At 68.3% G+C, this 26,936-nt stretch carries 26 protein-coding genes and 1 pseudogene; 15 read left to right on the top strand and 12 right to left on the bottom strand.

Features of this window, described 5'->3' with window-relative positions:
* From ACFQ7F_RS11215 to ACFQ7F_RS11225, 3 genes are all read right to left on the bottom strand, one after another.
* On the bottom strand, positions 1-323 hold a 323-nt coding region (locus tag ACFQ7F_RS11215; protein ID WP_383269240.1), incomplete at its 3' end, for a DUF2637 domain-containing protein.
* A gap of 173 nt (positions 324-496) precedes the next feature.
* Positions 497-1,366, bottom strand: coding sequence for a DUF3558 domain-containing protein (locus tag ACFQ7F_RS11220; RefSeq protein ID WP_383269242.1), 870 nt, complete (start codon positions 1,364-1,366; stop codon positions 497-499).
* Between the two features lie 116 nt (positions 1,367-1,482).
* The gene (locus tag ACFQ7F_RS11225) at positions 1,483-2,352 is read right to left on the bottom strand and encodes a DUF3558 domain-containing protein (protein WP_383269244.1); all 870 of its coding nucleotides are present in this window, start codon (positions 2,350-2,352) and stop codon (positions 1,483-1,485) included.
* A 182-nt stretch (positions 2,353-2,534) separates the two neighbouring features.
* On the opposite strand from ACFQ7F_RS11225, the gene ACFQ7F_RS11230 reads away from it, so the two are divergent.
* Positions 2,535-3,728 carry an RtcB family protein gene (locus ACFQ7F_RS11230; protein WP_383269246.1) on the top strand — a complete coding sequence of 398 codons (1,194 nt, stop codon included), beginning with the start codon at positions 2,535-2,537 and terminating at the stop codon, positions 3,726-3,728.
* A gap of 24 nt (positions 3,729-3,752) precedes the next feature.
* Here ACFQ7F_RS11230 and ACFQ7F_RS11235 read toward each other — a convergent pair whose 3' ends face one another.
* From ACFQ7F_RS11235 to ACFQ7F_RS11250, 4 genes and pseudogenes are all read right to left on the bottom strand, one after another.
* Positions 3,753-5,783 carry a hypothetical protein gene (locus tag ACFQ7F_RS11235; protein ID WP_383269248.1) on the bottom strand — a complete coding sequence of 677 codons (2,031 nt, stop codon included), beginning with the start codon at positions 5,781-5,783 and terminating at the stop codon, positions 3,753-3,755.
* A 40-nt stretch (positions 5,784-5,823) separates the two neighbouring features.
* Positions 5,824-7,134, bottom strand: coding sequence for an acetyl-CoA carboxylase biotin carboxylase subunit family protein (locus tag ACFQ7F_RS11240; RefSeq protein WP_383269368.1), 1,311 nt, complete (start codon positions 7,132-7,134; stop codon positions 5,824-5,826).
* 54 nt (positions 7,135-7,188) lie between these two features.
* Entirely contained in the window at positions 7,189-8,217 is a 1,029-nt protein-coding gene (locus ACFQ7F_RS11245) for a CU044_5270 family protein (protein ID WP_383269250.1), read from the bottom strand.
* A gap of 328 nt (positions 8,218-8,545) precedes the next feature.
* A pseudogene (locus ACFQ7F_RS11250) lies at positions 8,546-9,046 on the bottom strand (RNA polymerase sigma factor); the annotation flags it as partial.
* Positions 9,047-9,105: 59 nt separating this feature from the next.
* On the opposite strand from ACFQ7F_RS11250, the gene ctaD reads away from it, so the two are divergent.
* Together ctaD and ACFQ7F_RS11260 are read left to right on the top strand one after the other, a co-directional pair.
* Positions 9,106-10,788 (top strand): cytochrome c oxidase subunit I, encoded by a 1,683-nt coding sequence (ctaD, locus tag ACFQ7F_RS11255; RefSeq protein ID WP_383269252.1) that lies wholly within the window; start codon positions 9,106-9,108, stop codon positions 10,786-10,788.
* Positions 10,785-11,174, top strand: coding sequence for a hypothetical protein (locus tag ACFQ7F_RS11260; RefSeq protein WP_383269253.1), 390 nt, complete (start codon positions 10,785-10,787; stop codon positions 11,172-11,174). The genes ctaD and ACFQ7F_RS11260 overlap by 4 nt, the downstream gene beginning before the upstream one ends.
* 8 nt (positions 11,175-11,182) lie before the next feature.
* On the opposite strand, the gene ACFQ7F_RS11265 is transcribed toward ACFQ7F_RS11260, so the two are convergent.
* Positions 11,183-11,962 (bottom strand): SDR family NAD(P)-dependent oxidoreductase, encoded by a 780-nt coding sequence (locus ACFQ7F_RS11265; protein ID WP_383269255.1) that lies wholly within the window; start codon positions 11,960-11,962, stop codon positions 11,183-11,185.
* Between the two features lie 66 nt (positions 11,963-12,028).
* Positions 12,029-12,367 (bottom strand): YnfA family protein, encoded by a 339-nt coding sequence (locus ACFQ7F_RS11270; protein ID WP_383269257.1) that lies wholly within the window; start codon positions 12,365-12,367, stop codon positions 12,029-12,031.
* Between the two features lie 100 nt (positions 12,368-12,467).
* Between ACFQ7F_RS11270 and ACFQ7F_RS11275 the strand changes: the two genes are divergently transcribed.
* Positions 12,468-12,992 (top strand): GNAT family N-acetyltransferase, encoded by a 525-nt coding sequence (locus tag ACFQ7F_RS11275; protein ID WP_383269259.1) that lies wholly within the window; start codon positions 12,468-12,470, stop codon positions 12,990-12,992.
* On the opposite strand, the gene ACFQ7F_RS11280 is transcribed toward ACFQ7F_RS11275, so the two are convergent.
* Positions 12,970-13,791 (bottom strand): DUF6597 domain-containing transcriptional factor, encoded by an 822-nt coding sequence (locus ACFQ7F_RS11280; protein ID WP_383269260.1) that lies wholly within the window; start codon positions 13,789-13,791, stop codon positions 12,970-12,972. The genes ACFQ7F_RS11275 and ACFQ7F_RS11280 overlap by 23 nt on opposite strands.
* An 81-nt stretch (positions 13,792-13,872) precedes the next feature.
* Between ACFQ7F_RS11280 and ACFQ7F_RS11285 the strand changes: the two genes are divergently transcribed.
* The 3 genes from ACFQ7F_RS11285 (at position 13,873) to ACFQ7F_RS11295 (ending at position 16,357) form a co-directional block, all read left to right on the top strand.
* Entirely contained in the window at positions 13,873-14,478 is a 606-nt protein-coding gene (locus ACFQ7F_RS11285) for a TIGR03086 family metal-binding protein (RefSeq protein ID WP_383269262.1), read from the top strand.
* A 176-nt stretch (positions 14,479-14,654) separates the two neighbouring features.
* Entirely contained in the window at positions 14,655-15,746 is a 1,092-nt protein-coding gene (locus ACFQ7F_RS11290; RefSeq protein ID WP_383269370.1) for an LLM class flavin-dependent oxidoreductase, read from the top strand.
* Between the two features lie 14 nt (positions 15,747-15,760).
* Positions 15,761-16,357: an FMN reductase gene (locus ACFQ7F_RS11295; RefSeq protein ID WP_383269372.1), complete on the top strand. Its 597-nt coding sequence runs from the start codon at positions 15,761-15,763 to the stop codon at positions 16,355-16,357.
* Between the two features lie 33 nt (positions 16,358-16,390).
* Here ACFQ7F_RS11295 and ACFQ7F_RS11300 read toward each other — a convergent pair whose 3' ends face one another.
* Positions 16,391-16,831: a hypothetical protein gene (locus tag ACFQ7F_RS11300; RefSeq protein WP_371750165.1), complete on the bottom strand. Its 441-nt coding sequence runs from the start codon at positions 16,829-16,831 to the stop codon at positions 16,391-16,393.
* Positions 16,832-17,153: 322 nt separating this feature from the next.
* Here ACFQ7F_RS11300 and hemL point away from each other — a divergent pair, with 322 nt between their 5' ends.
* From hemL to ACFQ7F_RS11340, 8 genes are all read left to right on the top strand, one after another.
* Positions 17,154-18,491: a glutamate-1-semialdehyde 2,1-aminomutase gene (gene hemL / locus ACFQ7F_RS11305; RefSeq protein WP_383269264.1), complete on the top strand. Its 1,338-nt coding sequence runs from the start codon at positions 17,154-17,156 to the stop codon at positions 18,489-18,491.
* Positions 18,488-19,171: a histidine phosphatase family protein gene (locus ACFQ7F_RS11310; RefSeq protein WP_383269266.1), complete on the top strand. Its 684-nt coding sequence runs from the start codon at positions 18,488-18,490 to the stop codon at positions 19,169-19,171. Before hemL ends, ACFQ7F_RS11310 begins: the two co-directional genes overlap by 4 nt.
* Positions 19,172-19,366: 195 nt before the next feature.
* On the top strand, positions 19,367-20,587 hold the full coding sequence (locus tag ACFQ7F_RS11315) for a hypothetical protein (RefSeq protein ID WP_383269268.1): 1,221 nt from the start codon (positions 19,367-19,369) through the stop codon (positions 20,585-20,587).
* A 66-nt stretch (positions 20,588-20,653) separates the two neighbouring features.
* Complete coding sequence (locus ACFQ7F_RS11320; RefSeq protein ID WP_383269269.1) at positions 20,654-21,283, top strand: TlpA family protein disulfide reductase; 630 nt, start codon at positions 20,654-20,656, stop codon at positions 21,281-21,283.
* Positions 21,283-22,074, top strand: coding sequence for a cytochrome c biogenesis CcdA family protein (locus ACFQ7F_RS11325; protein WP_383269271.1), 792 nt, complete (start codon positions 21,283-21,285; stop codon positions 22,072-22,074). Before ACFQ7F_RS11320 ends, ACFQ7F_RS11325 begins: the two co-directional genes overlap by 1 nt.
* A 3-nt stretch (positions 22,075-22,077) precedes the next feature.
* The gene (locus ACFQ7F_RS11330) at positions 22,078-23,841 is read left to right on the top strand and encodes a cytochrome c biogenesis protein ResB (RefSeq protein ID WP_383269273.1); all 1,764 of its coding nucleotides are present in this window, start codon (positions 22,078-22,080) and stop codon (positions 23,839-23,841) included.
* On the top strand, positions 23,838-24,944 hold the full coding sequence (gene ccsB, locus ACFQ7F_RS11335; protein WP_383269274.1) for a c-type cytochrome biogenesis protein CcsB: 1,107 nt from the start codon (positions 23,838-23,840) through the stop codon (positions 24,942-24,944). Before ACFQ7F_RS11330 ends, ccsB begins: the two co-directional genes overlap by 4 nt.
* Positions 24,945-25,110: 166 nt before the next feature.
* Entirely contained in the window at positions 25,111-26,046 is a 936-nt protein-coding gene (locus ACFQ7F_RS11340) for a DMT family transporter (protein WP_383269276.1), read from the top strand.
* Here ACFQ7F_RS11340 and ACFQ7F_RS11345 read toward each other — a convergent pair.
* Positions 25,991-26,902, bottom strand: a complete 912-nt coding sequence (locus tag ACFQ7F_RS11345; protein WP_383269374.1) for a LysR family transcriptional regulator — start codon at positions 26,900-26,902, stop codon at positions 25,991-25,993. The two genes, ACFQ7F_RS11340 and ACFQ7F_RS11345, sit on opposite strands and share 56 nt — an antisense overlap.
* Positions 26,903-26,936 lie beyond the last annotated feature (34 nt).

Below are 26,936 nucleotides of genomic sequence, written 5' to 3' on the forward strand. Positions count from 1 at the left end.
ATGCCCACACCCAGCGGGTCGGGCCAGGCCGCCGCGCCGTTGAAGGCGATCGTCGCCGCCGTCAGCAACCACGCCGTCTGGCGCAGCAGCGGGAAGGGGATACGGATCCATGTCAACAGGAGATCGAGCGCCAGCAGGACGCAGATACCCGCGTCGATGCCGATCGGGAAGACCACCGAGAAGCCGCCGAAGCCCTTCTGCTCGGCCAGGTCACGCACGGCCGTGTACGACCCCGCGAAACCGATCGCGGCGATGACGACCGCACCGGCTACGACCACGCCGATGAGTATTCGGTGCGTGCGTGTCAGCTGCATCGCGGCCACCCGCGAACCCCTCCCTGTTCGGTTTGTTGCGAGCGACAGCCTGGCACACGCATGCGGAACACGGTGTGCCGGTACGGCAGGAGCCCGGCCGCCAGAGGGGCCGGGCTCCACAACTGCCTTGACTGCGCCGCGAGTTGCACGCGTGGTGCGTGCCGCGGTCTACGCGTCCGGTGTCAGCTCTTGGTCTTGGCGCTCGACTTGGAGCTCGACTTGGAGTCCGACTTGGCACCCGACTTGGGCTTGTCGCTGGACTTGGAGTCGTTCGGCTTCGGGCTGTCCGAGCCCTCCGAGGAGGAGCCGCCGCCCGCCTTGTTCGCGGAGACGACCGCCTCCGCGGCCTCCTTCGCGGCCTTCTCGGCGGACTTCGACAGGTCCTTCGAGCTCGGCGCCTTGTCGCCCGCGAGGCCCGCGCCGTTGTAGTCGATCGTGATGACCGCGTTCTCCACGCGTGTCACGACCGTCTGCTGCTTGAAGTTCTCCTTGTCCTTCTTCAGGTCGTAGTGCACGACCGTCGTCTGGTCGCCCATCCCCGGCACCGGCTCCGTCTTGACGCTCTTCGCGCCATCCGTCGCCTGCGCGTCCGCGACCTGCTTGGCGAAGCTGTTCTGCGCGCGCTTGGCGCCGCTGCCGAGGGACGCGTCCGAGTCGAAGCGCATCAGCGAGACGCGCAGCCAGCGGAACTGCGAGCCGTCGACGCCGTTGTTCTCCAGGCTGTCCCAGGAGCAGGTGCCGCGCGCGGACGTGTCGTCGGACGTGCCCGCCTTGCCCGACTTGTCCTTGGTCTTCGGGACGAGGTCGTCGAGCGACTTCTTCGACAGGACCTCGCAGGGCTCGGGCAGCTTGCTGAACGCCGCCTTCTCCACGCTCGCGGCCTTGTCCTTGCCCTTGCCCGAGGCCGAGGCGGAAGCCTTCGAACCCGAGTCCTTCTTGGCCCCGTCCGAGCCCGAGTCGGAGTCGGAGGAGCAGCCGGAGGCAATGAGGATCACCGGTACGGCGGCTGCGCAGGTGAGTATGCGGGTGAGTCGCTGTGCTGGTCGGTGCATGGTTCCTTCACTCAAGTCGCTCAAGACGGCTGTCGTCGGTTCGATGGGCCACGGTACGCCGTGCCCGACGCGGACGACTCCGGTTCCGGAGAGCCGGGCACCCGCCGAAACCATCCCTAATCGCTGAACTTGTCGGCCAGCGTTCCGGCCAGTTCCTGCGCCTTGTCCTGCATTTCCTTGCTGTCGGGGATGTCTGTGCGACGCCCCGGCTGCTCGTCGTACTCGACGGTCACGATGACGTTCGACGTGCGGAACACCACAGTCACCGTGCGGTGCCGGGTCGCGGAAGCGGACGTGGTCAGCGCGTCGTCGAGGAAGGCCTCGTCGCCCAGGTCGTCGAGGATGCGGGGCTCGAGGCCGAGGGGTGTGACGGCCTCCTGCGGGTTGCCGCTGGAGGCACTGTCGCCCGCGTCACCCTTGCCCTTCCCCTTGCCCTTGTCGTCACCCTTGCCGGACTCGTCCGTATCTGTACCGGCGCCGTCCGACGGCCCGGCCTCCGTGGTGCCCCCCTCTTCGGAGGTCGCGGTGCCGGAAGGCTCGGACAGATCGGCCTTCTGCGCCTTCGAGGAGTAGACCTCCGTCGCGCGGGTGTCGTCGCTCACGGAGGTGTCGTACGAGACGACGCGCTCGAAGTCGACGAGCAGATGGTGGGTGGCGTCCGAGGACTCCACCTTCCAGCGGCAGCCCACACGCCGGTCGGTGTCGTACGTGACGGTCGGCACGCCCTCGTACGCCTTCTCCTGCTGATCCTCGTCCGGCATCTCCTCGATGCCGGGCAGCATCGAGTCGAGCGAGCTGGGGTCGACCTGGCTGCAGGGCTCGCGCAGTGTGCGGTATTTGCCGGGCTCGGCGGCCGCGGTCGTGCTGCCGGTCTCGCCGGGCTTCGAGTCGTCCGGCTCACCGCCGAGCGCACCCCCGCCCGTGCAGCCGGCGAGCAGCGCCGCGATGAGGGCTGCGACGCCCGGTACGTAGGCCTTCCGCTGCACCGTGTGGGCTCCTTATGGCCGGGGATATTCGGTTGCCGCTGGTGGGCGACCGGTGGACACAATGTGTATCGCACGCAACGCCGTGGACGCCGGTCCGTCATCCCTTTCGTGGACCTTGGCTCCGGTATTTGCGCTAAGAGACTTTGAGCACTTCTGTTCAACTACGGGGGAATAAGGACGTTATGTCGTACGTGGAGGTTCCCGGAGCCAAGGTACCGATCCGCATGTGGACGGACCCGGCCTCGGTCGAGGACGTGGCACTTCAGCAGCTCCAGAACGTGGCGACCCTGCCCTGGATCAGGGGCCTGGCCGTCATGCCGGACGTCCACTACGGCAAGGGTGCGACGGTCGGTTCGGTGATCGCCATGGAGGGTGCGGTGTGCCCCGCGGCGGTGGGGGTCGACATCGGCTGCGGCATGTCGGCGGTGAAGACGTCCCTCACGGCGAACGATCTGCCGGGAGATCTGTCGCGGCTCCGCTCGAAGATCGAGCAGGCTATTCCGGTGGGACGGGGGATGCATGACGACGCCGTTGATCCGGGGCGGCTGCACGGGTTCGGGACGTCCGCGTGGGGTGACTTCTGGTCGCGCTTCGACGGGATCGCCGATGCGGTCAAGTTCCGTCAGGAACGTGCCACGAAGCAGATGGGAACGCTCGGCAGCGGCAATCACTTCATCGAGTTCTGTCTCGACGAGTCGGGTTCGGTCTGGCTGATGCTGCACTCCGGTTCCCGGAACATCGGCAAGGAACTGGCCGACCACCACATCGGGGTGGCCCAGAAGCTGCCGCACAACCAGGGCCTCGTCGACCGTGACCTGGCGGTGTTCGTCGCGGACACCCCGCAGATGGCGGCGTACCGGAACGACCTCTTCTGGGCACAGGAATACGCGAAGTACAACCGCTCGATCATGATGGGGCTCTTCCAGGACGTGGTCCGCAAGGAGTTCAGGAAGGCGAAGGTGACCTTCGAGCCGGTGATCTCCTGCCACCACAACTACGTCAGCGAAGAGCGGTACGACGGGATGGACCTGCTGGTCACGCGGAAGGGCGCGATCAGGGCCGGAAGCGGCGACTTCGGGATCATCCCCGGTTCGATGGGCACGGGTTCGTACATCGTGAAGGGCCTCGGGAACGCGGCGTCCTTCAACTCGGCCTCGCACGGCGCAGGCCGCAGGATGAGCCGTAACGCGGCGAAGAAGCGCTTCTCGACGCGGGACCTGGAGGAGCAGACGCAGGGCGTCGAGTGCCGCAAGGACTCAGGTGTGGTGGATGAGATCCCTGGCGCGTACAAGCCGATCGAGCAGGTCATGGAGCATCAGCGTGACCTCGTCGAGGTCGTGGCCAAGCTGAAGCAGGTCGTCTGCGTCAAGGGCTGAGCTGCGAACCCGCGCCCTACGGGCTCACAAGGTCGTGGGCCTTTCGAGGGCTTGCAGCGTCCCCGCGGGCAGCCGGTCATTGCCCCAGCTGCGCTCGATGTAGCCGATGATCCGCGTGACGTCATCGGCGGGCACCCGCTCCGGTTCGCCGTGCTCCAGCGGGTCGGCGTGGAAGATGTAGAGCCGCGAGGCGAACTGGTCGAACGGCAGCGAGGCCTCGCCGAACCGCTCGCCGTTGCCCGCGGTGGAGACGACGACGCCGTCGCCCCAGTCCTGGCCGCTGTCGTTGTTCGGGTTGAAGAAATACACGCGCATCACGTCCTGCGGGTCCGGCGCGGCCCGCAGGATCGTGATCGCGTGCCAGCCGACGTAGCGGGCCGCGCTGTCGGTGACGGCGACGCCGGCCGGCTGCGGGTGGATCAGCGGCTGCTCGCCGTTGTAGAACGGGTGGTAGCCGGCGTGGAACTGCCGCAGGAACTCGTCCAGGTCGACCAGGTTTCCGGTCGCGACGTCGACGTTGATGTGGAACCCACGGGCCGTCCACCAGCCGTGGAACTCGGGGTTGATCCACCGGTGCGGGTCCCCGGGCCGCGCGGCGCAGCGCCGACCCATCTCGGCGTAGATCCGGTCCAAGTGGGGCACCACGAGCAGCGACACGGGGTCCAGGTCCATCGGCAGCGTGCTCGCGACTCCGGACACGCTGTCCTTCGACGAGATCGGCTGACCCTCGAAGTGCATGAGGATCTCGTCGTCGCGGGCCGCCCAGACCACCATCTGCAGCAGGTAGTCCGGGTCGTTGTAGGACCACATCGACAGGGCGCGGGCCGACTGGCAGGTGGGGTTGTCTCCCTGACCGACGCCGAGCGGCTGGCCCAGCATCGAGAGGACCCCCGCGACAAGACGCGCCTGCGGCCCCGGCACGTCGCCGAAGATCGTCGTCAACCGCTCCCGTGCGACCGGGGAGAGCTCGAGCGACAGCTGGCGCCACAGCGCGGGCACCACCGGCGGCTCGTAGAGGATGCCGCGGTCGAGCAGCAGCGCGAGCCCGTAGATGCTCTGCGCGGTCTGCGGGTGGACGGCCACCTCGACCAGCCGGTGCACCAGTTGGCTGTAGCGCAGCAGGCAGTTCCGGCCGGTGTCGGAGAGGCCGAGCGCCTCACCGAGGAGGTAGTCGCTCTCGCGCAGGAGGAACCGGAGCAGCTCCGCGTGGTACGGCGACACCAGGCCGGTGTCGTGCATAGCCCGCGCGAACCCCGTCGCCTCGTACTGCAGGCCGCCGGTGTCCATCGCCTCCAGGCGGGAGCGGAAGACGTCGATGCCCGGGTCGTCCCGGCACGCCTCGGTGGTCCCGAACAGGCCCGTGATGAGCCGGTCGATGCCCTGCCCCGACGACACGCCGAGAGCGACGTCCGGGTCGTTGCGGTAGACCGCGATCCGGGTGATCAGTGACTGCACCGACTCGACCTGGATCGGACGCTGGCGCAGGATCCGCCAGATCTCGTCGACCAGGTTGTCCAGAACGCTGTCGTAACCGATCTCGTCGGCGAGGCGGCGGAACAGGTCCCGGATGAGCTGCGCGGTCCGGCCCTGCTGGACGCGCTCCGCCTCGCCGGGCGAGCTGAACAGCAGCTCCAGGTTGGTCGCCAGTACCTGCGACAGGAACTGGCGGGCGTCATCGGCGGGCAGCGTCGGGTGCGCGAAGTCGCCGCGGGCGACGGCGAGCATCCGCAGCTCGCTCGTCGCCTCCATGACGACGGTGTCCGCGTCCGAGCTGTGCAGGCTCCCGCTGACCAGCGCCGGGACAAGGATCTCCGGTGACGCCCAGTCCGTCCCCTGGAAAAGCCCGGCCTCCTCAAGGGCCTGCGCCCTGGCCTGGACCGCCGCGGCGCCGCCCGGCTGCATGAGTACCCGCCGCAGTGCTTCCAGGACCCGCCGCAGCTTCGTGTGCTTGCCGAAGTCGCGGGTTTCGGCCATGGCCTGGATGGCGTCGTCGAGCGAGGTCACACGCTTGTCCAGCGTCGTGGCCGCACTGCTGACGTCGACGGTCGGTTTCAAAGGGTTTCCCTCGGGTTGGCCTTCTGCGTCCACGGGGTCGTCAGACGTAGAAGTCGAGCTCTTCCTGCTTCTTCAACAGGTCGCGCATCCGGTAAGGGTCATCACCGAAGAAGTACACCAGGCCCCAGTGGGTGCCGAACGCGGTCCTCTTGGTGACAGTCTCCTCGAGCGGCGTCGAGAGGTCGTGCGACTCGTAGTAGTCGTCGTCCTCGGTCTCCGCCGGGATCTCGAGCTCGCTGACGACGCGGCGGCGCGGGTAGACACCGAAGCAGCCGGCGACCCCTGACGCGTCGACGACCTCGCGCGGGAAGAAGGCATCGATCTCCTCCTCGGTCGTCTTCGGGTCGAACGCCAGCACCAGCGCATGGTAGGCGTTGAAGCCGTATGCCCGTTCAAGCAGCTCGAACACCTTGAAGCCCGGCGGCCGGTAGGCGACCTCGCCGAAGTACATCTCGCCGTCACTGGTGACGAAATACTCCGGGTGCACGAAGCCGAACTCGATGTCGAACGTCTTGATGAGCTTCTCGATCTGCGCCGTGATCTGCGGGCGGTACCGCTCCAGTTCCGGTGTTGCGGGAACGAACACCGAATATCCAAGGGTGACGTATTCGGAGATGTTGAGGAACTTGATCTTCCCGTTGTGTACCCACGCCTCGACCGCGAACTCCCAGCCGTCGAGGTGGGATTCCATGAGAACCGGGAATTCCTCGTCCGGAATCGTGTCGACCTCGTCCGGGGTCCGGATGACGCGGTGCCCGAGGCACCCTGCCTTGTCGAACGCCTTGAGGTGGATCGGGTCGTTAGGGTCGCCGTCCAGCTTGAGCAGGGTCTGATTGACGCGCTTGAGGAAGCGGGTCACGTCGTCCCGGTCATGGGCTTCCTCGAAGATTCCGACCCGGATGCCGCCGAGTTGCGCGCGGCGCTTCATCAGCGCCTTGTCCCGCAGCAGCATGGCCTGACCGTAAAGCCGCGGGTTGTCGAGCAGAACGGAGTTGATCGCCCCTGCCCATTCGACCGTTTCCTCGTACAGCGGGATCGCGACGTCGACACCCTCGTTCTGCAGGGTTTCGGCGATCTCCATGGAGCGGTCGTTGAGCCGTTCGAAATTCCACGGCAGGTAGGGAATGTCGTGTTCTACGCAGTACTTTTCGGCCCACTCCGGCGCCACGACGACGTATCTCCGGTCGAACCGGTCGAGGGCTTCCACCGCGTTGAGACTCCAGCCAAGAAGCGCTACATAGCCTTTGTCCGGGTTCCTGGTGGCCGGTTCGCCCTGTGTCATAGGCAGTTTCTCCATTTCGGCGCGTGCGCTCATCGACGGCGTGACTGGCACGACCGTGCACGGCGACATGCCGCGCAAGCACCGCCTGCCCGGGCGCGGGCACCTCATGCCCTCGCGCTTCCCTCATCGCATCCAGGCCGTGTACTCCATCACGTCGCCGGCCCGCAGGCCGTACTCGGGATCGTCGCGGGTGACCGTGGTCTCCAGGCCGAGGACGGCACCGGTGCGGGGATCGAGGACGAGCATGCGACGGCTGCCCCGGTCGCCGTCCTTGAGCACGTACGCCTGACCCGGTCGTCCGAGCCGGTCCTTGACCTCTCCGACGGGACGCAAGTCTCCGGTGTCCGCGAGGAGACGCGTCAGCGCGGCGCTTTCGCGGGCGCCGAGTGTCCAGTGCCCCAGCAGCTCCGCGGTGGCGTCAATGAGCTCACCGGTCGACAAGGTGTGGCCGGAGGCCGGCCGACCAGGGTGGACCACCTCGGTGAGGTACGCGCGCAGAGCGGCCGGGGTGTGCGGCGGGGTGGACTCCGGCGGCGCGTCGCTCCAGCTCGGCGGGTAGGTGGTCCGGCTGATCACGTGTCCGTCCGGCACGGTGTGCGCGTCGAGAGCCGTGTCGGTGAGGACGGGGCTGCCCGGATGGCGCGGGTCGGTCGCCACCACCAGGGCGGTGTGGCTGTCGTCGGCCCGCCAGCGCACGATCCGCTCCTCGGGCAGGGTGATGGGCGCCTCGCCGTCGGCCATGCCGAGGGCCCACGACTGGGTGTGCGTGCCCTTGCGCAGCCGCGGTGAGCCGTCATCGGCCGCCTCTGCGGCCAGTTCGGCGAGCTGAGCGAGCGGTAGAGGCTCGGACCGGGCGTGCACGGTCAGCGGCCGGGGCGCAGCCACCGCGGGCTGCGCCCCCGGCCCGCCGACCAGCGCGGTGAACGTACCCGCCACGACGATCGCGGTGGCCGCGACGGCCCAGAGCAGGCGGGGACGGGGGGTGCGCCAGGGGATACGACGCCGACCGCCGATCGGGTCGTCCGGCGTCCGGCCAAGGAGCCGGTCGAGCTGCCGCTCCGCACGGACGTCCAGCGGACCGTCCGCGAAGCGGGAGGAAGCAGCCGGAACGGGGTCGGCTCGGCGGAGAAGGTCGAGTTCGTCGTCAGACATGGCGAAAACCCTTGAGAAGACGTACGCGGACGCTGAGCGAGGTCGGGAGGAAGGGGGCGGCGGAGACGGGTGCGGTCGCCGCTCCGGGGGGAGTTGCCGCGCCGAGGTCGGCCGCCGGGCCGGGGCCGGTTGTCGCGTCAGGGCCGGTCGTCGACGGATTACGGCTGATCGACAGACCGCGGTCGGCCGACGCGGCAGGGGCGGCGGCCGTGTTCTGGTCATGGCCGGGCGTCGATTTCGCGATGTCCGGGTCCGGTAGCGGCTTCGATACCGGAGCCGGAGCCGGAGCCGGAGCCGGAGCCGGAGCCGGAGCCGAAGCCCGAGCCGCCGGTCGCAGGCGGTCGATCTCGGTGCGCAGGCGGCGCCGGGCGCGGTGCAGGCGCATGGCTGCCGCTCGGCTGCCGCAGCCGAGGGCCACGGCGATCTCCTCGGTGTCCAGTTCCTCCCAGGCGGCCAGGCGCAGGACCTCCTGGTCGGTACGGGAGAGGCTGCCCAGCGCCTCGTGAACCCAGGCGCCGGGCACTTCGGTGTCCGGGCTGCTCACGATGGCCCGGCCGTGCGCGGCCTCTTCGTTGCCCAGCCGGTCAAGGAGCCTCAGCCGTCGCCGGTGGCTGCGTACCGCGTTCGACAGGCAGTTACGGGCCACTCCGTACAGCCAGGGCAGTGGCGTGTCCGGCAGGTCGTCCCGGCGTCGCCAGGCGACGGTGAACACCTCCGCCACCACTTCCTCCACCTCGTCGGTCCGCACCTGAAGTCGCCTCGCGACATAGCGGCTGACCGCCCAGTAGTGCTCGCGATAGGCAGCGGCGAAAGTCTCGTCGTTGCTCATGTCTCGTTCGTGTCCGGCACCGCCGGGATCGTCACACCCTTCTCGCGTCTTCTTCCGTGATGTTCCTCGCGTCGTGCGAGTGTGACCGCTCGCCCGGGGGCGGACACAGGCAGGGTGTGAAGAGATTCCGAGACACGAGGACCGTGCAATGGTTGACCAGTACGGACCACAAGACGATCGGCACGCTGTACCTGGTCACGTCGTTCGCGTTCTTCTGCATCGGCGGCGTGATGGCGCTGCTGATGCGCGCCGAACTGGCCCGTCCGGGACTGCAGCTGATGTCGAACGAGCAGTTCAACCAGGCGTTCACGATGCACGGCACGATCATGCTGCTGATGTTCGCGACGCCGCTGTTCGCCGGATTCGCGAACTGGATCATGCCGCTGCAGATCGGCGCGCCCGATGTGGCGTTCCCGCGGCTGAACATGTTCGCGTACTGGCTGTACCTCTTCGGCTCGCTGATCGCGGTGGCCGGCTTCCTCACCCCGCAGGGTGCGGCCGACTTCGGCTGGTTCGCCTACGCTCCGCTGTCGGACGCCGTCCGCTCGCCGGGCATCGGCGCCGACATGTGGATCATGGGTCTGGCCTTCTCCGGCTTCGGCACGATCCTCGGTTCGGTCAACTTCATCACCACGATCATCTGCATGCGCGCCCCCGGCATGACGATGTTCCGGATGCCGATCTTCACTTGGAACGTCCTGCTGACCGGTGTCCTGGTCCTGCTGGCCTTCCCGGTCCTGGCCGCCGCGTTGTTCGCCCTGGAGGCGGACCGCAAGTTCGGTGCCCATATCTTCGACGCGGCCAACGGCGGCGCGTTGCTGTGGCAACACCTGTTCTGGTTCTTCGGCCATCCAGAGGTGTACATCATCGCTCTACCATTCTTCGGCATCATCAGTGAGGTCATCCCGGTCTTCTCCCGCAAGCCGATCTTCGGTTACATGGGTCTGATCGGTGCGACGATCGCGATCGCGGGTCTGTCGGTGACGGTGTGGGCGCACCACATGTACGTCACGGGCGGCGTTCTCCTGCCGTTCTTCTCCTTCATGACCTTCCTGATCGCGGTCCCGACCGGTGTGAAGTTCTTCAACTGGATCGGAACGATGTGGAAAGGCAGTCTCTCCTTCGAGACACCGATGCTGTGGTCGACCGGTTTCCTGATCACCTTCCTCTTCGGTGGCCTGACCGGTGTGCTTCTCGCGAGCCCGCCGCTGGACTTCCACGTCTCTGACTCGTACTTCGTGGTGGCCCACTTCCACTACGTGATCTTCGGCACCGTCGTCTTCGCGATGTTCGCCGGCTTCCACTTCTGGTGGCCGAAGTTCACCGGCAAGATGCTCGACGAGCGCCTCGGCAAGATCACCTTCTGGACGCTGTTCATCGGCTTCCACGGCACCTTCCTCGTCCAGCACTGGCTGGGCGCGAACGGCATGCAGCGCAGGATTCCGGACTACCTCGCCGTCGAAGGACTCACCGCGCTCAACACCGTCTCGACCATCTTCTCGTTCCTGCTGGGCGCGTCCCTGCTGCCGTTCTTCTACAACATCTGGAAGACGGCCAAGTACGGCAAGAAGATCGAGGTCGACGACCCGTGGGGCTACGGCCGCTCCCTGGAGTGGGCGACGTCCTGCCCGCCGCCGCGGCACAACTTCCTCACCCTGCCGCGCATCCGCTCCGAATCCCCGGCCTTCGACCTGCACCACGCCGAGGTCACCCCGCGGGAGAGGGAGTTGGCGGACCGATGAGCACGAACCACAGCACGAACCACAGCACGAACCGCAGCACGAACCGCAGCAGGGACGGCCGGGCCATGGTCCAGGACGTCGAGGGCTACCTGCTGCTGAGCGCCACCCGGGACGAGGGCCGTGCGGCGGCGATCCGGGTCACCGCCCGGCTCGACTGGCTCACCGGGAGCCAGCGGGAGGAACTGGAGCGGTACCTGGAGACAGAGTGCCTGGCGCTGGCCCGCGTCTCCTGGCAGCGCACCGCGGACCGCGCCGAGGAACTGGGACGGACCTACGAAGGCCGGTACCAGGCACTGCGCCGCCGCCTTGTCGCCTGGTGCCTGGCGGGCTGCGCCGCGCTCGCGGTGACGGACCTGTTGCTTCTCGCCGCCGTGTACACCGGCTGACCGGGGCCCTACAGCTCCCGGTGGACCTTCGTGTTCGAGGCCTGGGCGCGGGGGCGGACCACCAGGAGGTCGATGTTGACGTGGGGCGGGCGGGTCACCGCCCAGGTGATCGTGTCCGCCACGTCGTCGGCCGTGAGGGGGGCTGCCACGCCCGCGTAGACCTTCGCGGCCTTCTCTGTGTCGCCGCCGAAGCGGGTCGTGGCGAACTCCTCCGTCTTGACCATGCCGGGGGCGACCTCGATGACGCGGACCGGGGTGCCGACGATCTCCAGGCGCAGGGTCTCGGCGAGGACGTGCTCGGCGTGCTTGGCGGCCACGTAGCCACCGCCGCCCTCGTACGTGCCGTGGCCTGCCGTGGAGGAGAGGACCACGATCGTGCCGTCGCCGCTCGCGGTGAGCGCGGGGAGCAGGGCCTGGGTGACGTTCAGGGTGCCGATGACGTTCGTCTCGTACATCTGGCGCCAGTCGGCGGGGTCGCCGGTGGCGATGGTGTCGGCGCCGAGCGCGCCACCCGCGTTGTTGACCAGGACGGCGACCTTGCGGAAGGCGGTGGCGAACTCGTCCACGGCCGTGCGGTCGGTGATGTCGAGCGCGTACGCCATCGCGTCGTGGCCCGCTGCCGTGATCTCGGCGGCGAGGGCCTCGATGCGGTCCTTGCGGCGGGCGGTGAGGACGACGCGGTAGCCGGCGGCTGCGAGCCCGCGTGCGGTGGCGGCGCCGATACCGCTGCTCGCGCCGGTGATGATCGCGATGCGGGTGGCGGCGGGCGCGGCGTTCGCGGCGGTCATGGCTGCTCCTTGGGCGTACGTACGTTCCTGGCTGTTCCGTCTGTTCCGCCAGGATAAGTCGCCTGCCTAGCGAGTCCGTGGCGCGTACATGATGACTGCCATGCCGACGAGGCAGATCAGCGCCCCTGTCACGTCCCAGCGGTCCGGCCGGTAGCCGTCGGCGACCATGCCCCAGGCGATCGATCCCGCGACGAAGACCCCGCCGTACGCGGCGAGGATGCGGCCGAACTCGGCGTCGGGCTGGAGCGTGGCCACGAAGCCGTACACGCCGAGTGCGATGACGCCCGCGCCGATCCAGGCCCAGCCCTTGTGCTCGCGTACGCCCTGCCAGACGAGCCAGGCGCCGCCGATCTCGAAGAGTGCGGCGAGGACGAAGAGGGCTGCGGAGCGGGTGACGGCGAGCATGGGGAGATCGTGGCATGTGCCGAGTGCGTGCCGAGTGCGTGCCGAGCATGCGCTGAGCACGTGCCGCCCGTTGTCAGACCCTCGCCGTACCGTGGCGGGCATGGAGAGATCGTTGTCGGTAGGTCCGAGTCTCGTTCCCTGGTCGGAGGGTGACTTCGAGCTGTTGGTCGCCTGCAACTCCGCTGAGATGACCGCGCACTTGGGCGGGCCCGAGACGCAGGAGCAGTTGGTGTCCCGGCATCGCCGCTATCTGGGCCTTGAGGAGCGGGGGCGCATGTTCCGGATAACGCTCGACGGCGCCACCGTCGGGTCCATCGGGTACTGGGAGACGGCCTGGCAGGGAGAGTTCACGTGGGAGACGGGGTGGGGCGTGTTGCCCGGGTTCCAGGGGCGGGGCATCGCGGCGACGGCCGCGCGCCTCGTGGTGGAGGAGGCTCGGGCCGCCGGGCGGTACCGGCGGCTGCACGCCTTTCCCTCCGCGGACCACGCGGCTTCCAACGGGGTGTGCAGGAAGGCCGGGTTCACGCCGGGGGGCGAGCACGACTTCGAGTATCCGAAGGGGCACTGGATGCGGTGCAACGACTGGAGCGTCGACCTGAGCGTCAGTGCGGAGAGTAGGCCGTAGGGGGCACCCCGACCGTCGCCGTGAAGTCCCTGATCAGGTGGGCCTGGTCGGCGTAGCCCAGCGTCGCCGCGAGGTCCGCCCAGTCCACCTCCGTGTCGTTCTCCGCCCGCTCAAGCGCCTCGTGGATCCGGTGGCGCAGGACCAGCCACTTCGGGCTCACCCCCACGCAGGCCGAGAAGAGCCGCTGAAGCGCCCGTACCGACATGCCCTCCGCCTCCGCGAACGGGGCGACCCGGCGGATCCCGCGGTCCGTGCGGATGCGGTCGGCGAGTGCCATGGCGAGGTCCGCCTGTGGATCGGGCGTGGGGCCCACGGCCAGGAGGAAGGCGTCGAGTGCCGCCACGCGTGCCTGCTCCTCGTCGGGGGTCAGGACCGCGTCGAGGACGCCCTCGGGGACCGCCCCGAACACCTCATCCAGAGGCAGCAGCCGCCGTCCCGTCCACGTGGACACCGGCGCCGACGGGGCGAACGGCCGAAAGCCGCCGGGCCGGAACTTGACCCCGCAGACCCGCCCCCGTCCCTCCAGCTTCTGCGTGAAGAGGCCGAGCCCGATCCCCGCCACCTCGGCGAAGGGCTCCTGCCCGGGGAGCGTCTGGAAGACGACGTTCACGGAGGGGTGCGGCACGATGTGCGAGGCGTACGGCTCTGTCAGGTCCCAGTCGATCAGCCAGTAATGCTCCACGTAGGGACGTAAGGAGGCGGCGCCCGGCGCGAGGCGGCGGAAATGTACGCGGGTGAAGAGACCGGCGGCGTCGACGATGCCCTTGGTGTCGCTGCGCGGGGCGGGAGCGTCGGCCATGGCCGGATCGTATGCCGGGATCCGGCACCCGTGTCGCGTTTCTTCAAGCCATGGGAGCTCGCGCCGCCATACCGTCACCGCATGAGCGAGAACAGCATCGCCGACCTCCTGAAGGCGGCCACAGCCCACGCCGTCCCGGTGGTCCGCGCCATCCCGGACGACCGCCTCACCGACCCCACCCCCTGCGCCGAGTACGACGTGAAGGCCCTGGTCAACCACCTCTCCCAGGTGATCGTCCAGTTCCAGGCGCTGGCCGCGAAGCAGAACTCCGATTTCGGCGCCGCGACCCCCGATTTCGTCGCCGAGCACTCCGACTGGCGCGACCGCTTCGCCGACGAGGCCGGAAAGCTGGTCGCCGCCTGGGCCGCGCCCGGCGCCGACGAGGGCACCACGGGCGCGATGGACATGCCCGCGAGGACCGTCGGCTGTATGGCGCTGCTCGACCTGACGGTGCACGCCTGGGACCTGGCCCGCGCCACCGGCCAGGAGTACGAGGCCGCACCGGAGAGCAGCGGCGTGGTCACCGCGCTGCGGGAAGCGGTCGCGGGCCTGGGTCCGACGGCCCGCAAGATGGGCGTCTTCGGAGAGCCGGTCGCCGTGCCCGAGGGGGCCGGTGAGCTGGAGCGGCTCCTGGCGGAGACGGGGCGCGACCCCCGCTGGACGCCCGCCGGGCCCTCTGCGGCGTAGCTGCCGGGCCCTCTGCGGCGTAGCTGAAGAGCCCCGGCCCGCGCCCATCCGGAGCCCGGCCCGCGCCCATCCGGAGCCCACCCGGGAATACCCCCTGGATCACCACCGTTCCGTAGGTATAGTTGAAGCGTCAACAACCTGCGGAGAGTGAGTCAGCCATGCAGTCCGGATCCGGCATGCAGTTCGGGATCTTCAGCGTCGGCGACGTGACGCCGGATCCCACTACGGGCCGCACCCCCACCGAGCACGAGCGCATCAAGGCCATGGTGGCCATCGCGCTGAAGGCCGAGGAGGTCGGGCTCGACGTCTTCGCGACCGGCGAGCACCACAACCCGCCGTTCGTCCCCTCCTCGCCCACCACGATGCTCGGCTACATCGCCGCCCGCACCGAGAACCTGACCCTCTCCACCTCCACCACCCTCATCACGACGAACGACCCGGTGAAGATCGCCGAGGACTTCGCGATGCTCCAGCACCTGGCAGGCGGCCGGGCCGACGTGATGATGGGCCGGGGCAACACGGGCCCGGTGTACCCGTGGTTCGGCAAGGACATCCGGGAGGGCATCAACCTCGCCGTGGAGAACTACGCCCTCCTTCACCGCCTGTGGCGCGAGGACGTCGTGACGTGGGAGGGCAAGTTCCGTACGCCGCTGCAGTCGTTCACCTCGACGCCCCGCCCGCTCGACGGTGTCGCGCCGTTCGTCTGGCACGGCTCCATCCGCTCCCCGGAGATCGCCGAGCAGGCCGCGTACTACGGAGACGGCTTCTTCCACAACAACATCTTCTGGCCGATGGAGCACACCAAGAAGATGGTCGACCTCTACCGCCGCCGGTTCGCGCACTACGGGCACGGCACCGCGGAGCAGGCGATCGTCGGGCTCGGCGGTCAGGTGTTCATGCGGAAGAACTCCCAGGACGCGGTGAAGGAGTTCAGGCCGTACTTCGACAACGCGCCCGTCTACGGGCACGGTCCTTCCCTTGAGGAGTTCACGTCGCAGACGCCGCTGACCGTCGGCTCCCCGCAGCAGGTGATCGACCGGACGCTGTCCTTCCGCGACAGCGTCGGTGACTACCAGCGGCAGCTGTTCCTGATGGACCACGCGGGCCTGCCCCTCAAGACCGTCCTGGAGCAGCTGGACATCCTCGGCGAGGAAGTCGTGCCGGTCCTGCGTGAGGAGTTCGCCAAGAACCGCCCGGCGAACGTCCCGGACGCACCCACCCACGCGGCACGCGTGGCCGCCGCTCAGGGCAAGGAGGTCACCGCATGAACCGCATGAACCGCATGAAGCTCGTCGTCGTCTCCGCGGGACTGAGCGTCCCTTCCTCCACCCGGCTGCTCGCCGACCGTCTCGCGGCGGCCACCGGACGCCACGCCGACGTGGAGATCCAGGTCGTCGAACTCCGCGACCTGGCCGTGGAGATCGCGCACAACTACGTCACCGGATTCCCCGGCCCTGAGCTGAGCGCGGCGGCGGAAGCGGTGAAGAGCGCGGACGGCCTGATCGTCGTCACGCCGGTCTTCTCCGCCTCGTACAGCGGCCTGTTCAAGTCGTTCTTCGATGTCCTGACCGTCCTGGACAAGGACGCGATCGCCGGTACGCCGGTCCTGATGGCGGCGACCGGCGGCACCCCACGGCATTCGCTGGTCCTGGAACACGCGATGCGCCCGCTGTTCGCCTATCTGCGGGCGGTGGTCGTACCGACGGCCGTCTACGCGGCGTCCGAGGACTGGGGCGCGGACGGCCTGGACGGGCGCGTCGAGAGGAGCGCGGCCGAACTGGCCGGAATCATGCGGCCCGCGCCGACAAGAGAAGAAGAGGAGCTGATCGAGGAGCTGATCCCCTTCGAGCAGCAACTGGCGGCGCTCAGGCCGGAGTAGATCCGGCACACGGGAAAGAGACGCGGGGCTAGGTCACGGCCACACCAGGCAGTACGCCTGATGCCCCGCGTCATGCAGCCGGTGGCTGAAGTCCTGCCATTCGTGCAGCAATTGATAGACGTTGAACGCGTCGCGCGGGCCGCCGCGGTCGGGGACCGTGGACCAGATGAACGCAGCGGCGCCGACCGACTCCTCGCCGATTCCGCGCAGTGGATCGACGACCGTCATGGGGAGCTTCACCACGGCGTAGTCGGGGTGCAGGACGACCAGTTCGAGCGGGGGCACCTTGGACAGGGGTATGCCTTCGATGCCGGTCAGGACCATCGCGGCCACCGTCTCCGGCTTGATCTTCGTGAACATGCCGTTCATGCCGAGCTCGTCGCCGCCGAGCTCTTCAGGGCGCATCGAGATGGGCACTCGGGCGGCGGTCGCGCCGTCCGGGGCTCCGAAGTACTTGTAGGTCACCCCACCCACCCGGCCACTCCTGCTTCCCGCCCGGTCCCGCTCCGTCTCGCCCCGTGCCAGGGCCTGCGCCTCGGCCGCTTCCGCCTCGCGCCGGTGCTTGCCGATCCGCCGGGCACGCCGCGGACCCAGGTCGTCGGTCCCCTCGCCCAGTCCGCCACCGCGATGCATATCTCCACCCGACTGCTTTTCCCAGGGCGCCCGCCCCTGCTTTTCTAGGCCTAGCGGCCCCCGCCGCGCAACCCGATCATCGTGTCAGTGACCTCCCCCACGGTCACCGGCTAAAACGTCGAGTGAAACACCTGTCCGCAGGATGTCCGAAGCCTCTGACACCATGGTTCATGTGAGCTTCCCGTATAGCGCCCCAGTTTCGCAGACTCTCTTCGACCGTGCGGCGGCCGTGACGCCCGGCGGTGTGAACTCTCCCGTGCGCGCTTTCCGCGCTGTGGGCGGTACGCCCCGCTTCATGGTGTCCGGTACCGGTCCGTACCTGACGGACGCCGACGGCCGTGAGTACGTCGACCTCGTTTGCTCGTGGGGGCCGATGATCCTCGGCCACTCCCACCCCGATGTGATCGCAGCCGTCCAGGAGGCCGTCGCCCGCGGCACGTCGTTCGGTACGCCCGGTGAGGGCGAGGTCGCGCTCGCCGAGGAGATCGTCGCGCGCATCGCGCCCGTCGAGCAGGTGCGGCTCGTGTCCAGCGGCACCGAGGCGACGATGTCCGCGATCCGTCTCGCGCGCGGCTTCACCGGCCGCGCCAAGATCATCAAGTTCGCCGGGTGCTATCACGGTCACGTGGACGCGCTGCTCGCCGCGGCGGGCTCCGGTCTGGCCACCTTCGGCCTTCCGGACACCCCGGGCGTCACCGGCGCCCAGGCGGGCGACACCATCGTCGTCCCGTACAACGACCTCGATGCCGTGCGTGCCGCGTTCGCCGCGAACGCCGGTGAGGTCGCCTGTGTCATCACCGAGGCGTCGCCGGGCAACATGGGCGTCGTACCGCCCGGTGAGGGCTTCAACCAGGGGCTCGCCGACCTGTGCCGGGAGAACGGCGCGCTGTACATCTCGGACGAGGTGATGACCGGCTTCCGTACGTCGAGGGCGGGCTGGTTCGGCGTCGACGGAGTGCGGCCCGATCTGATGACCTTCGGCAAGGTCATGGGCGGCGGCTTCCCGGCCGCCGCTTTCGGTGGCCGGGCGGACGTCATGGAGCACCTCGCCCCGGTCGGCCCCGTCTACCAGGCGGGCACCCTGTCCGGGAACCCGATCGCGACGGCCGCGGGCCTCGCGCAGCTGCGGCTGCTCGACGACGCGGCGTACGCGAAGGTCGACGCCGTATCGGAGCAGCTGCGCGGGCTTGTCACCGAGGCGCTCTCCAAGGAGGGCGTCGCGCACCGGCTGCAGAACGCGTCGAACATGTTCTCCGTCTTCTTCACCGACGGTGACGTGCGCAATTACGACGACGCGAAGACGCAGGAGTCGTTCCGTTTCACCGCGTTCTTCCACTCGATGCTGTCGCAGGGCGTGTATCTGCCGCCCTCCGCCTTCGAGTCCTGGTTCGTGTCCACCACCCATGACGAGCGGGCGATCGAGCGGATCGCCGCGGCCCTTCCGGGTGCCGCGCGCGCGGCCGCCGAAGCCACTGAATCCACCACGGAGGCCACCGCATGAGTGCGGACAGCGAGCTCACCGTCGTCCACGTGATGCGTCACGGCGAGGTGGAGAACCCGGAGGGGATCCTTTACGGGCGCCTTCCCGACTACCACCTCTCCGACCTCGGGCGGCAGATGGCCGACCGGGTCGCCGAGCATCTCGCCCCGCGTGACATCACGCACGTGGTGGCATCGCCGCTCGACCGTGCGCAGGAGACGGCGACGCCGATCGCCAAGGAGCACGGTCTAGAGCTGGCGTCGGACGGCCGGCTCATCGAGGCGGGCAACGTCTTCGAGGGCAAGACCTTCGGCGTGGGCGACGGCGCGCTGAAGAACCCGGAGAACTGGAAGCACCTGGTCAACCCCTTCAAGCCGTCCTGGGGCGAGCCGTACGTCGAGCAGGTCGTGCGGATGATGGGCGCTCTGGACGCGGCGAAGGACGCGGCCCGCGGGCATGAAGCGGTGTGCGTCAGCCATCAGCTGCCGATCTGGATCGTGCGGAGCTTCGTGGAGAAGCGGCGCCTGTGGCACGACCCGCGCAAGCGGCAGTGCACGCTCGCCTCGCTGACGACGTTCACGTACAGGGGCGACAAGATCGTGTCGGTGGGGTACACCGAACCGGCGCGGGATCTCGTTCCCGCCCATCTCCTCGCGGGCGCAAAGCCGGTGAAGGGGAAGGCCAAGGCGTTCGGCGCATAACCCACCCCGTCCGCGATCCACCTTCGTTTCGTTGTCGACGTCGAGTAATTGCCCGGCGACTGAATGTCCACTAAATGTCCACCCTTGGTAACAGGCGCTAAATATGTGCCTGTTGCCAGGAACCCCATTGTTCGTCATGCCCTCTAACGGGGCGTCCATCGTGCATGGACGACGAGCACGACGAATGGGGATGGAATGCGCGACATCAGTCGCAGGGGAATGCTCGGCCTCGGAGTCGGGTCCGCGGCCGCTTTGGGACTCGCGGGCTGCGGCACGGGCGGCAGCGGTCACTCGGGCGGTTCCGCGGGTCAGGGCACGGGCGGCGCCAAGCGCCCGGCGAAGCCGATCGGCGACGGTTCGACCTCGTACACGGGGAAGCAGCCGAAGCAGCCGGCCAAGCCCGTCCCTCTGGAGCCGGGTGAGACGCCCCCGCAGTTCGTGGTCTTCTCCTGGGACGGTGCGGGCGAGGTCGGCAACGGCCTCTTCCCGCGTTTCCTGAAGCTGGCCGAGGAACACGACGCGAAGATGACGTTCTTCCTCTCCGGCCTCTATCTCCTTCCCGAGTCCAAGAAGCGTCTTTACAAGCCGCCGAACAACGGGGTCGGCGCCTCCGACATCGGTTATCTCACCGACGGGCACATCAAGGAGACGCTGAAGTACGTCCGGCAGGCCTGGCTCGAAGGCCATGAGATCGGCACGCACTTCAACGGGCACTTCTGCGCGGGCAGCGGAACGGTCGCCAACTGGACGTCCGCGCAATGGCAGAGCGAAATCGACCAGGCCATCTCGTTCGTGAAGGAATGGCGCACGAATACCGGCTGGACCGACCTGCCGTCGCTGCCTTTCGACTACGACAAGGAACTCGTCGGCGGCCGCACCCCCTGTCTCCTCGGCCAGGACAACCTGCTGCCGACGGCGAAGAAGCTCGGCTGGCGTTACGACGCCTCGTCGCCCGGCGGCCGTCAGCGCTGGCCCGAGAAGAAGATGGGCGTCTGGGATCTGCCGCTGCAGGCGATGCCGTTCCCCGGCCACACCTTCGAGGTCCTGTCCATGGACTACAACATCCTGGCCAACCAGTCGAAGAACTCCACGAAGGCCCCGCCGGCCAACTACCCGGGCTGGCGCAAGCAGGCCGCCCAGTCCTACATAGCCGGATTCAAGCGGGCCCACGAGTCCAACCGCGCGCCGTTCTTCATCGGCAACCACTTCGAGGAGTGGAACGGCGGCATCTACATGGACGCCGTCGAGGAAGCCCTGAAGCACATCGCCGGAAAGAAGGATGTGCGCCTCGTCTCCTTCAAGCAGTTCGTCGACTGGCTCGACGTCCAGGACCCGAAGGTCCTCGCCGACCTGCAGGGTCTTGAAGTCGGCCAGGCGCCCGCGGCAGGCTGGAAGGGACTCGGAAAGGCCGTCTGAAATGGGACTTTCCGCAACCCCGGGGGGTGCGGAAGATCCCCGAAACAGACATGCGAAACTTTTCACATGAGTGCCGCCTGCCGCGCCCCACACAGCACGAACCGCAGCCGTAGCCGCAGCCGCGCCGTCCTTCTGGGCGCTGGGGCCGCGGTCGCCGCGCTGACCCTGTCGGCGTGCGGCTCCGGCGGGGCGTCGGGCGGTTCGGGGAACACCAACTTCATCACCGGGACCGACGGCATCTCCACCGTCGACAAGGGCGACCGCACGGACGGGCCCGACATCGACGGGAAGACCCTCGAAGGCAAGCAGCTGAGCCTCGACGACTACAAGGGCAAGGTCGTCGTCCTCAACGTCTGGGGCTCCTGGTGCCCGCCCTGCCGGGCGGAGGCGCCGAACTTCGTGAAGGTCGCCGCCGCCACCAAGGACAAGGGCGTGCAGTTCGTCGGGATCAACACCCGCGACACGGACAAGGGCCCCGCGCTCGCCTTCGAGAAGAACTACAAGGTCCCTTACCCGAGCCTGCACGACCCGATGGGCAAGCTCATGCTGCGCTTCCCCAAGGGCACGCTGAACCCGAACTACATCCCCTCCACGATCGTCATCGACCGGGACGGGAAGGTCGCCGCGCGCTCGCAGCAGCCGCTGAACGAGAAGAAGCTGCGCAAGATGATCGACCCGCTGGTCGCGGAGAAGTGATGTCGAGCCTGGTCACCTCCGGGGGTCTTGCCACCCTCGCCGCAGTCGGTGAACCGAACCAGACCGTACTGAACGGCGCGCTCCTCATCGCGCTCCCCGTCGCCCTGCTCGGCGGCCTCGTCTCCTTCTTCTCCCCATGCGTGCTGCCGCTCGTGCCGGGCTATCTGTCGTACGTCACGGGGGTCGGCGGCACGGATCTCGCGGAGGCCAAGCGGGGGCGGATGGCCGCGGGGGCCGGGCTCTTCGTGCTCGGCTTCACCGCCGTCTTCGTCTCCACGGGCGCCCTCTTCGGCTTTGCCGGGCAGAACCTGCAGCAGTACCAGGGCGTCATCACGAAGGTGCTCGGCGGACTGATGATCGTCCTCGGCATCTTCTTCATGGGGCTCATGCCCTGGCTCTCCCAGCGCGAGTTCCGCTTCCACAAGAAGCCCGCCGCCGGGCTCGCGGGCGCTCCGGTACTGGGCGCGCTGTTCGCCGTCGGCTGGGCGCCCTGCGTCGGGCCGACCCTCACATCCGTCAACACTCTGGCCCTCGACCAGGCGAGCGCGGGGCGCGGGGCCATACTGAGCGTCGCGTACTGCGTGGGGCTCGGTGTTCCGTTCATCCTCGCGGCGATCGCCTTCCGCAAGGCGCTCGGCGCTTTCAGCTGGGTCAAGAAGCATTACGTCTGGGTCATGCGCATCGGCGGCATCATGATGATCGCGACCGGACTGCTTCTTGTCACCGGCGTCTGGGACAGCATCGTGCAGCAGATGCAGGTCTGGTCCAACGGCTACACGGTGGGAATCTGATCCATGAGCAAGACCGAAGCCCCTGAAGAGCAGAACGAACTGGGTGCCGCGGGCTCCCAGCTCTCCACCGCGCCCGTGGACCGGGCGATGCCCGGATCCTTCGGCGGGAAGCGTGCCCCCGGCGCCGTCGGGTGGCTTGTCTGGTCCGGCCGTGAGGTCGTCGGCTGGGTGCGCTGGATGTGGCGGCAGCTGACCTCGATGCGGGTCGCGCTCCTGCTGCTCCTGCTGCTCTCGCTCGGTGCGATCCCGGGCTCGCTGATCCCGCAGACCAGCATCGACGAGCTGAAGGTCGCCGACTTCAAGAAGGCGCACACCACGCTCGGGCCGATCTACGAGAAGTTCCAGCTGTTCGACGTCTACAGCTCGGTGTGGTTCTCCGCGATCTACATCCTTCTCTTCATCTCCCTCATCGGCTGCATCGTGCCCCGCACCTGGCAGTTCGTCGGCCAGCTGCGCGGCCGCCCGCCGGGCGCCCCCAAACGCCTCGACCGGCTGCCCGCGTACACCACGTGGCGCACCGATGCCGAGCCCGGGCAGGTGCACGAGTCCGCGCTCTCGCTGCTCAAGGGGCGCCGCTTCCGGGTGCACACCACCGGCGGCCAGGGGACGTCCAAGACGTCGGTCGCCGCGGAGAAGGGCTACCTGCGTGAGGCGGGCAACCTCTTCTTCCACATCTCGCTGATCGTGCTCCTGGTGGCCTTCGCCGTCGGGGCCCTGTTCAAGTCCGAGGGCGGCAAGCTCGTCGTCCAGGGAGACGGGTTCTCCAACACCCTCACCCAGTACGACAACTTCAAGTCCGGCAGCCTCTTCGACACCGAGGAGCTGGCCCCGTTCAGCTTCAAGCTGGACAGCTTCGACTCGACGTTCGAGCGGAAGGGCCCCGAGAAGGGGACGGCACGCACCTACCGTGCGAACGTCACCTACAGCGAGGGCCCCGACGGCGCGGAGAAGAAGAAGGCCATCGAGGTCAACAAGCCGCTCGAGGTCGACGGCTCGAAGGTGTACCTCATCGGCCACGGCTACGCCCCGACCGTCACCGTCCGCGACGGCAAGGGCAAGGTCGTCTACAAGGCGTCCGTGCCGCTCCTGCCGATCGACTCCAACGGCACGGCCACCGGCGCCGTCAAGGTCCTCGACGGCTACCGCGACAAGAGCGGCAAGAAGGAACAGCTCGGCTTCAACGCCTTCTTCGTGCCGACGTTCGCGGGCGAGGGACACGGCCAGATGTTCTCCCAGTTCCCCGCCCTGGACTACCCCGTGCTCGCGCTGTCCGGGTACCACGGGAGCCTCGGTGTGGACTCCGGCCTTCCGCAGAACGTCTACCAGCTCGATACCAGCAAGATGCAAAAGTTCAAGGACTCCAAGGGCGAACTGCTCAAGAAGCGGATGCGGCCCGGCGAGACGATGACGCTGCCCAACGGCGCGGGATCGATCACCTTCGACAAGGACATCAAACGCTGGGCGACCTTCCAGATCTCCCAGCAGCCCGGCAGCATGTGGGCGCTGATCGGAGCGATCTCCGCCATCTTCGGCCTCGCCGGATCGCTGTTCATCCAGCGCCGCCGCGTGTGGGTGCGGGCCGTCCGGGGCGCTGACGGCGTCACCGTCGTCGAGATGGCCGGGCTCGGCCGCAGTGAGTCCGCCAAGCTGCCCGAAGAACTCGGCGACCTCGCCGCGCACCTTCACGAGAAGGCGCCGAGCGCGCCCGATCCAGACCATGCCGATTCCACCCCCCAAGTTGTTCCTGCCGAAGGGGCTGAGAAGTGAATCTCGCCACCACCCTCGCCGCCGAACCGAACGAGAACCTCGCGAGCATCAGCAATGTGCTGATCTACTCCGCGATGGCCGTCTATCTTCTTGCCTTCTTCGCGCACATGGCCGAGTGGATCCTCGGCAGCCGCAGCAAGGTCGCCCGTACGGCTTCCGCGATCACCGCGAAGACCGACGCCGCCGTCGAGGCGCCCGCGGTCACCGCCAAGGCGAAGGGCGGCACCGCCGTCCTCGACCGGCCGCAGAGCGCACCCAAGGTCGTCACCCGCTCCGCCGCCGGACGCCGCGACGTGCCGGACGGTCCCGGCGCCGCGGCCGGTGACGAGAAGGGGGACCTCTACGGCCGTATCGCCGTGTCCCTCACCGTGCTCGGGTTCCTCATCGAGTTCGGCGGTGTGCTCACCCGCGCCCTCTCGGTGCAGCGGGCGCCGTGGGGCAACATGTACGAGTTCAACCTGACGTTCTCCACGATGGCCGTCGGCGTGTACCTCGTGCTGATGCTGCTGAAGAAGAACGTCAACTGGCTCGGCCTGCCGCTGATCACCACGGTCCTCCTCGACCTCGGTCTCGCCGTCACGGTCCTGTACACCGCGAGCGACCAGCTGGTCCCCGCCCTGCACTCGTACTGGCTGTGGATCCACGTCTCCACCGCGATCTTCTGCGGGGCGTGCTTCTACGTCGGTGGCGTCGCGACGGTGCTCTACCTCTTCAGGGACAGTTACGAGGCGAAGCTGGAGCGGGGCGGTCAGCCCGGCAAGTTCGCCACGTCCGTCATGGAGCGGCTGCCCGCCGCGGCCTCGCTCGACAAGTTCGGCTACCGCGTGAACGCCGCGGTCTTCCCGCTGTGGACGTTCACGATCATCGCGGGCGCGATCTGGGCCGGCGACGCGTGGGGCCGCTACTGGGGCTGGGACCCCAAGGAGGTCTGGTCCTTCATCACCTGGGTCGCCTTCGCCTGCTACCTGCACGCACGCGCGACGGCGGGCTGGAAGGGCCGCAAGGCCGCCTACCTGGCCCTGATCGCCTTCGGCTGCTGGCTGTTCAACTACTACGGCGTGAACATCTTCGTCACCGGCAAGCACTCGTACGCCGGCGTCTGACACTCCGTACCGCCACCGCCTCACAAAGGCCGGTTCCCGTGACCCAGGTCATGGGAACCGGCCTTTGCCGTCCGGACGGGGGTCATCGTCCCCGCCGATGACCCCATCGGCAGGACGCCCCACTGGCTCGTGGACCAGCGCATACGTCCGCTCGTAGCTTCATGGCATGACCTCAGAGAACAAGGGCACAGCCCAACTCACCGCCGCGATGATGCTCTCCGGCACCCTCGGTATCTTCGTCGTCGAATCCGGTGCGTCGGCGTTCAACGTCGTGTTCTTCCGGGTGCTGTTCGGCGCGCTCGCCCTGGGCACCTACGCCTTCGCCCGCGGCTACTTCCGCAATCACGGCATCACCCCGAAGAAGCTCGGACTCGCCGCGCTCGGCGGCGCGTTCATCGTCTTCAACTGGGTGTTCCTCTTCAAGGCGTACGAGGCCACCTCGATCTCGCTCGCGACCGTCGTCTACCACACACAGCCGTTCCTGCTCGTGCTGCTCAGCGCGGTCATCTTCCGCGAGCGCCTGACCAGGCACCAACTCATGTGGCTCGCCACCGCGTTCGCCGGACTCGTCCTGGTCTCCGGGGTGCGGCCCGGTGACCTCGGCTCGCTGACCGGCATCGGCTTCGCGCTCATCGCCGCGCTGCTCTACGGCCTCTCCACGCTCGTCACCAAGCGCATCACCGGCGTACGCCCCCACCTCATCGCCCTCATCCAAGTCCTCGTCGGCATCCCGCTGTTGCTGCCCTTCTCCGACTTCGGCGCGATGAGCGGAACGGGCGCCGGATGGGGCTGGCTGATCGGGCTCGGCGTCATCCACACCGGCCTGATGTACGTCCTGATGTACGCGGCGTACGCGAAGCTGCCCACCGCCAAGATCGCCGTACTGGCCTTCACGTACCCGGCGGTCGCGATGGTCGCCGACTGGGCCGTCTACGGGCACCACATCGGACTCGTCCAGGCCCTCGGCGTCCCGCTGATCGTCCTCGCGAGCCTCAAGGTCAACCGGGCCAAGTCACCGAAGGTGGTCGCCGGTTCAGGCTCCGGCGCTACTTCGCCGACTCCGCTGCCTGCTCCCGCACCAGCCGTACCGACTGCTCGATGAAAAGCCGTACATGAGCGGGCAGCCGCTTCCCCGACCGCCACGCGAGCTGCGTGTGCAGCACGAACGGCGGCTCCCACGGCAGCGCGACAAGCACCCCCGAAGCCAGTTCATCGCGCACCGCCATCCGCGGCAACAGCGCCACCCCGAGGCCACCGGCGACACCTCGCTTGGTGGCCTCGATCGTGCCGAACTCCATGAAGGGCGGCGGGCCGCCGTTGCGCACCCGCAGCTCGTCCTCGAACAGATCCCGGTAGGGGCAGCCAGGCTCCGTACCGACCAGCTGCACCGCCGCCAGATCGCCCGTGCCGAGCGAATCCGCCCCGTGCCCGGCCAGCGGATGAGTCGGCGCGCAGACCAGGACCAGGGGCTCCTCGGCGAGGACCTCGGTCTCCAGGCCCGCGTGCTCGGTCTCCTGCTCCATCAGGAACCCGACGTCGTACGTCCCCTGCCGCAGCGCATGCCGGGTCTCGTCGCCAAGCGTGGGGCGCAGGGCGAGCTGCACCTTCGGGTAGCGGTGGTGGAAGAGTTCGAGCAGCGGGGGCAGGCGGTAGGAGGTCAGCGATTCCATCGTGCCGACCGCGATCGCGCCGGTCGGCTCCTCGGCGTCGACGACCGCGGCCCGCGCCTCGTCCGTCAGCTCGATGATCTGCCGGGCGTAGGGGAGCAGGCGCTCACCGGCCTCCGTCAGACGGATGTGGCTGCCGAGCCGGTCGAAGAGTTCGGTGCCGAGCGAGGACTCCAGGGAGCGGATCTGGCTGGTGACGCTGGACTGGGCGTACTTCAGCTCGGCAGCGGCCTGCGTGAAGCTGAGTACGGACGCGACTTTTTCGAAGGTGACGAGCAGCCGCAGTTCCATCATCAGCCCTCCGTGCCCTTGTCCCTGTCCCTTG

The sequence above is a fragment of the Streptomyces sp. NPDC056486 genome, assembly GCF_042795295.1.
In the GTDB taxonomy this organism is placed as follows: Bacteria; Actinomycetota; Actinomycetes; order Streptomycetales; family Streptomycetaceae; genus Streptomyces.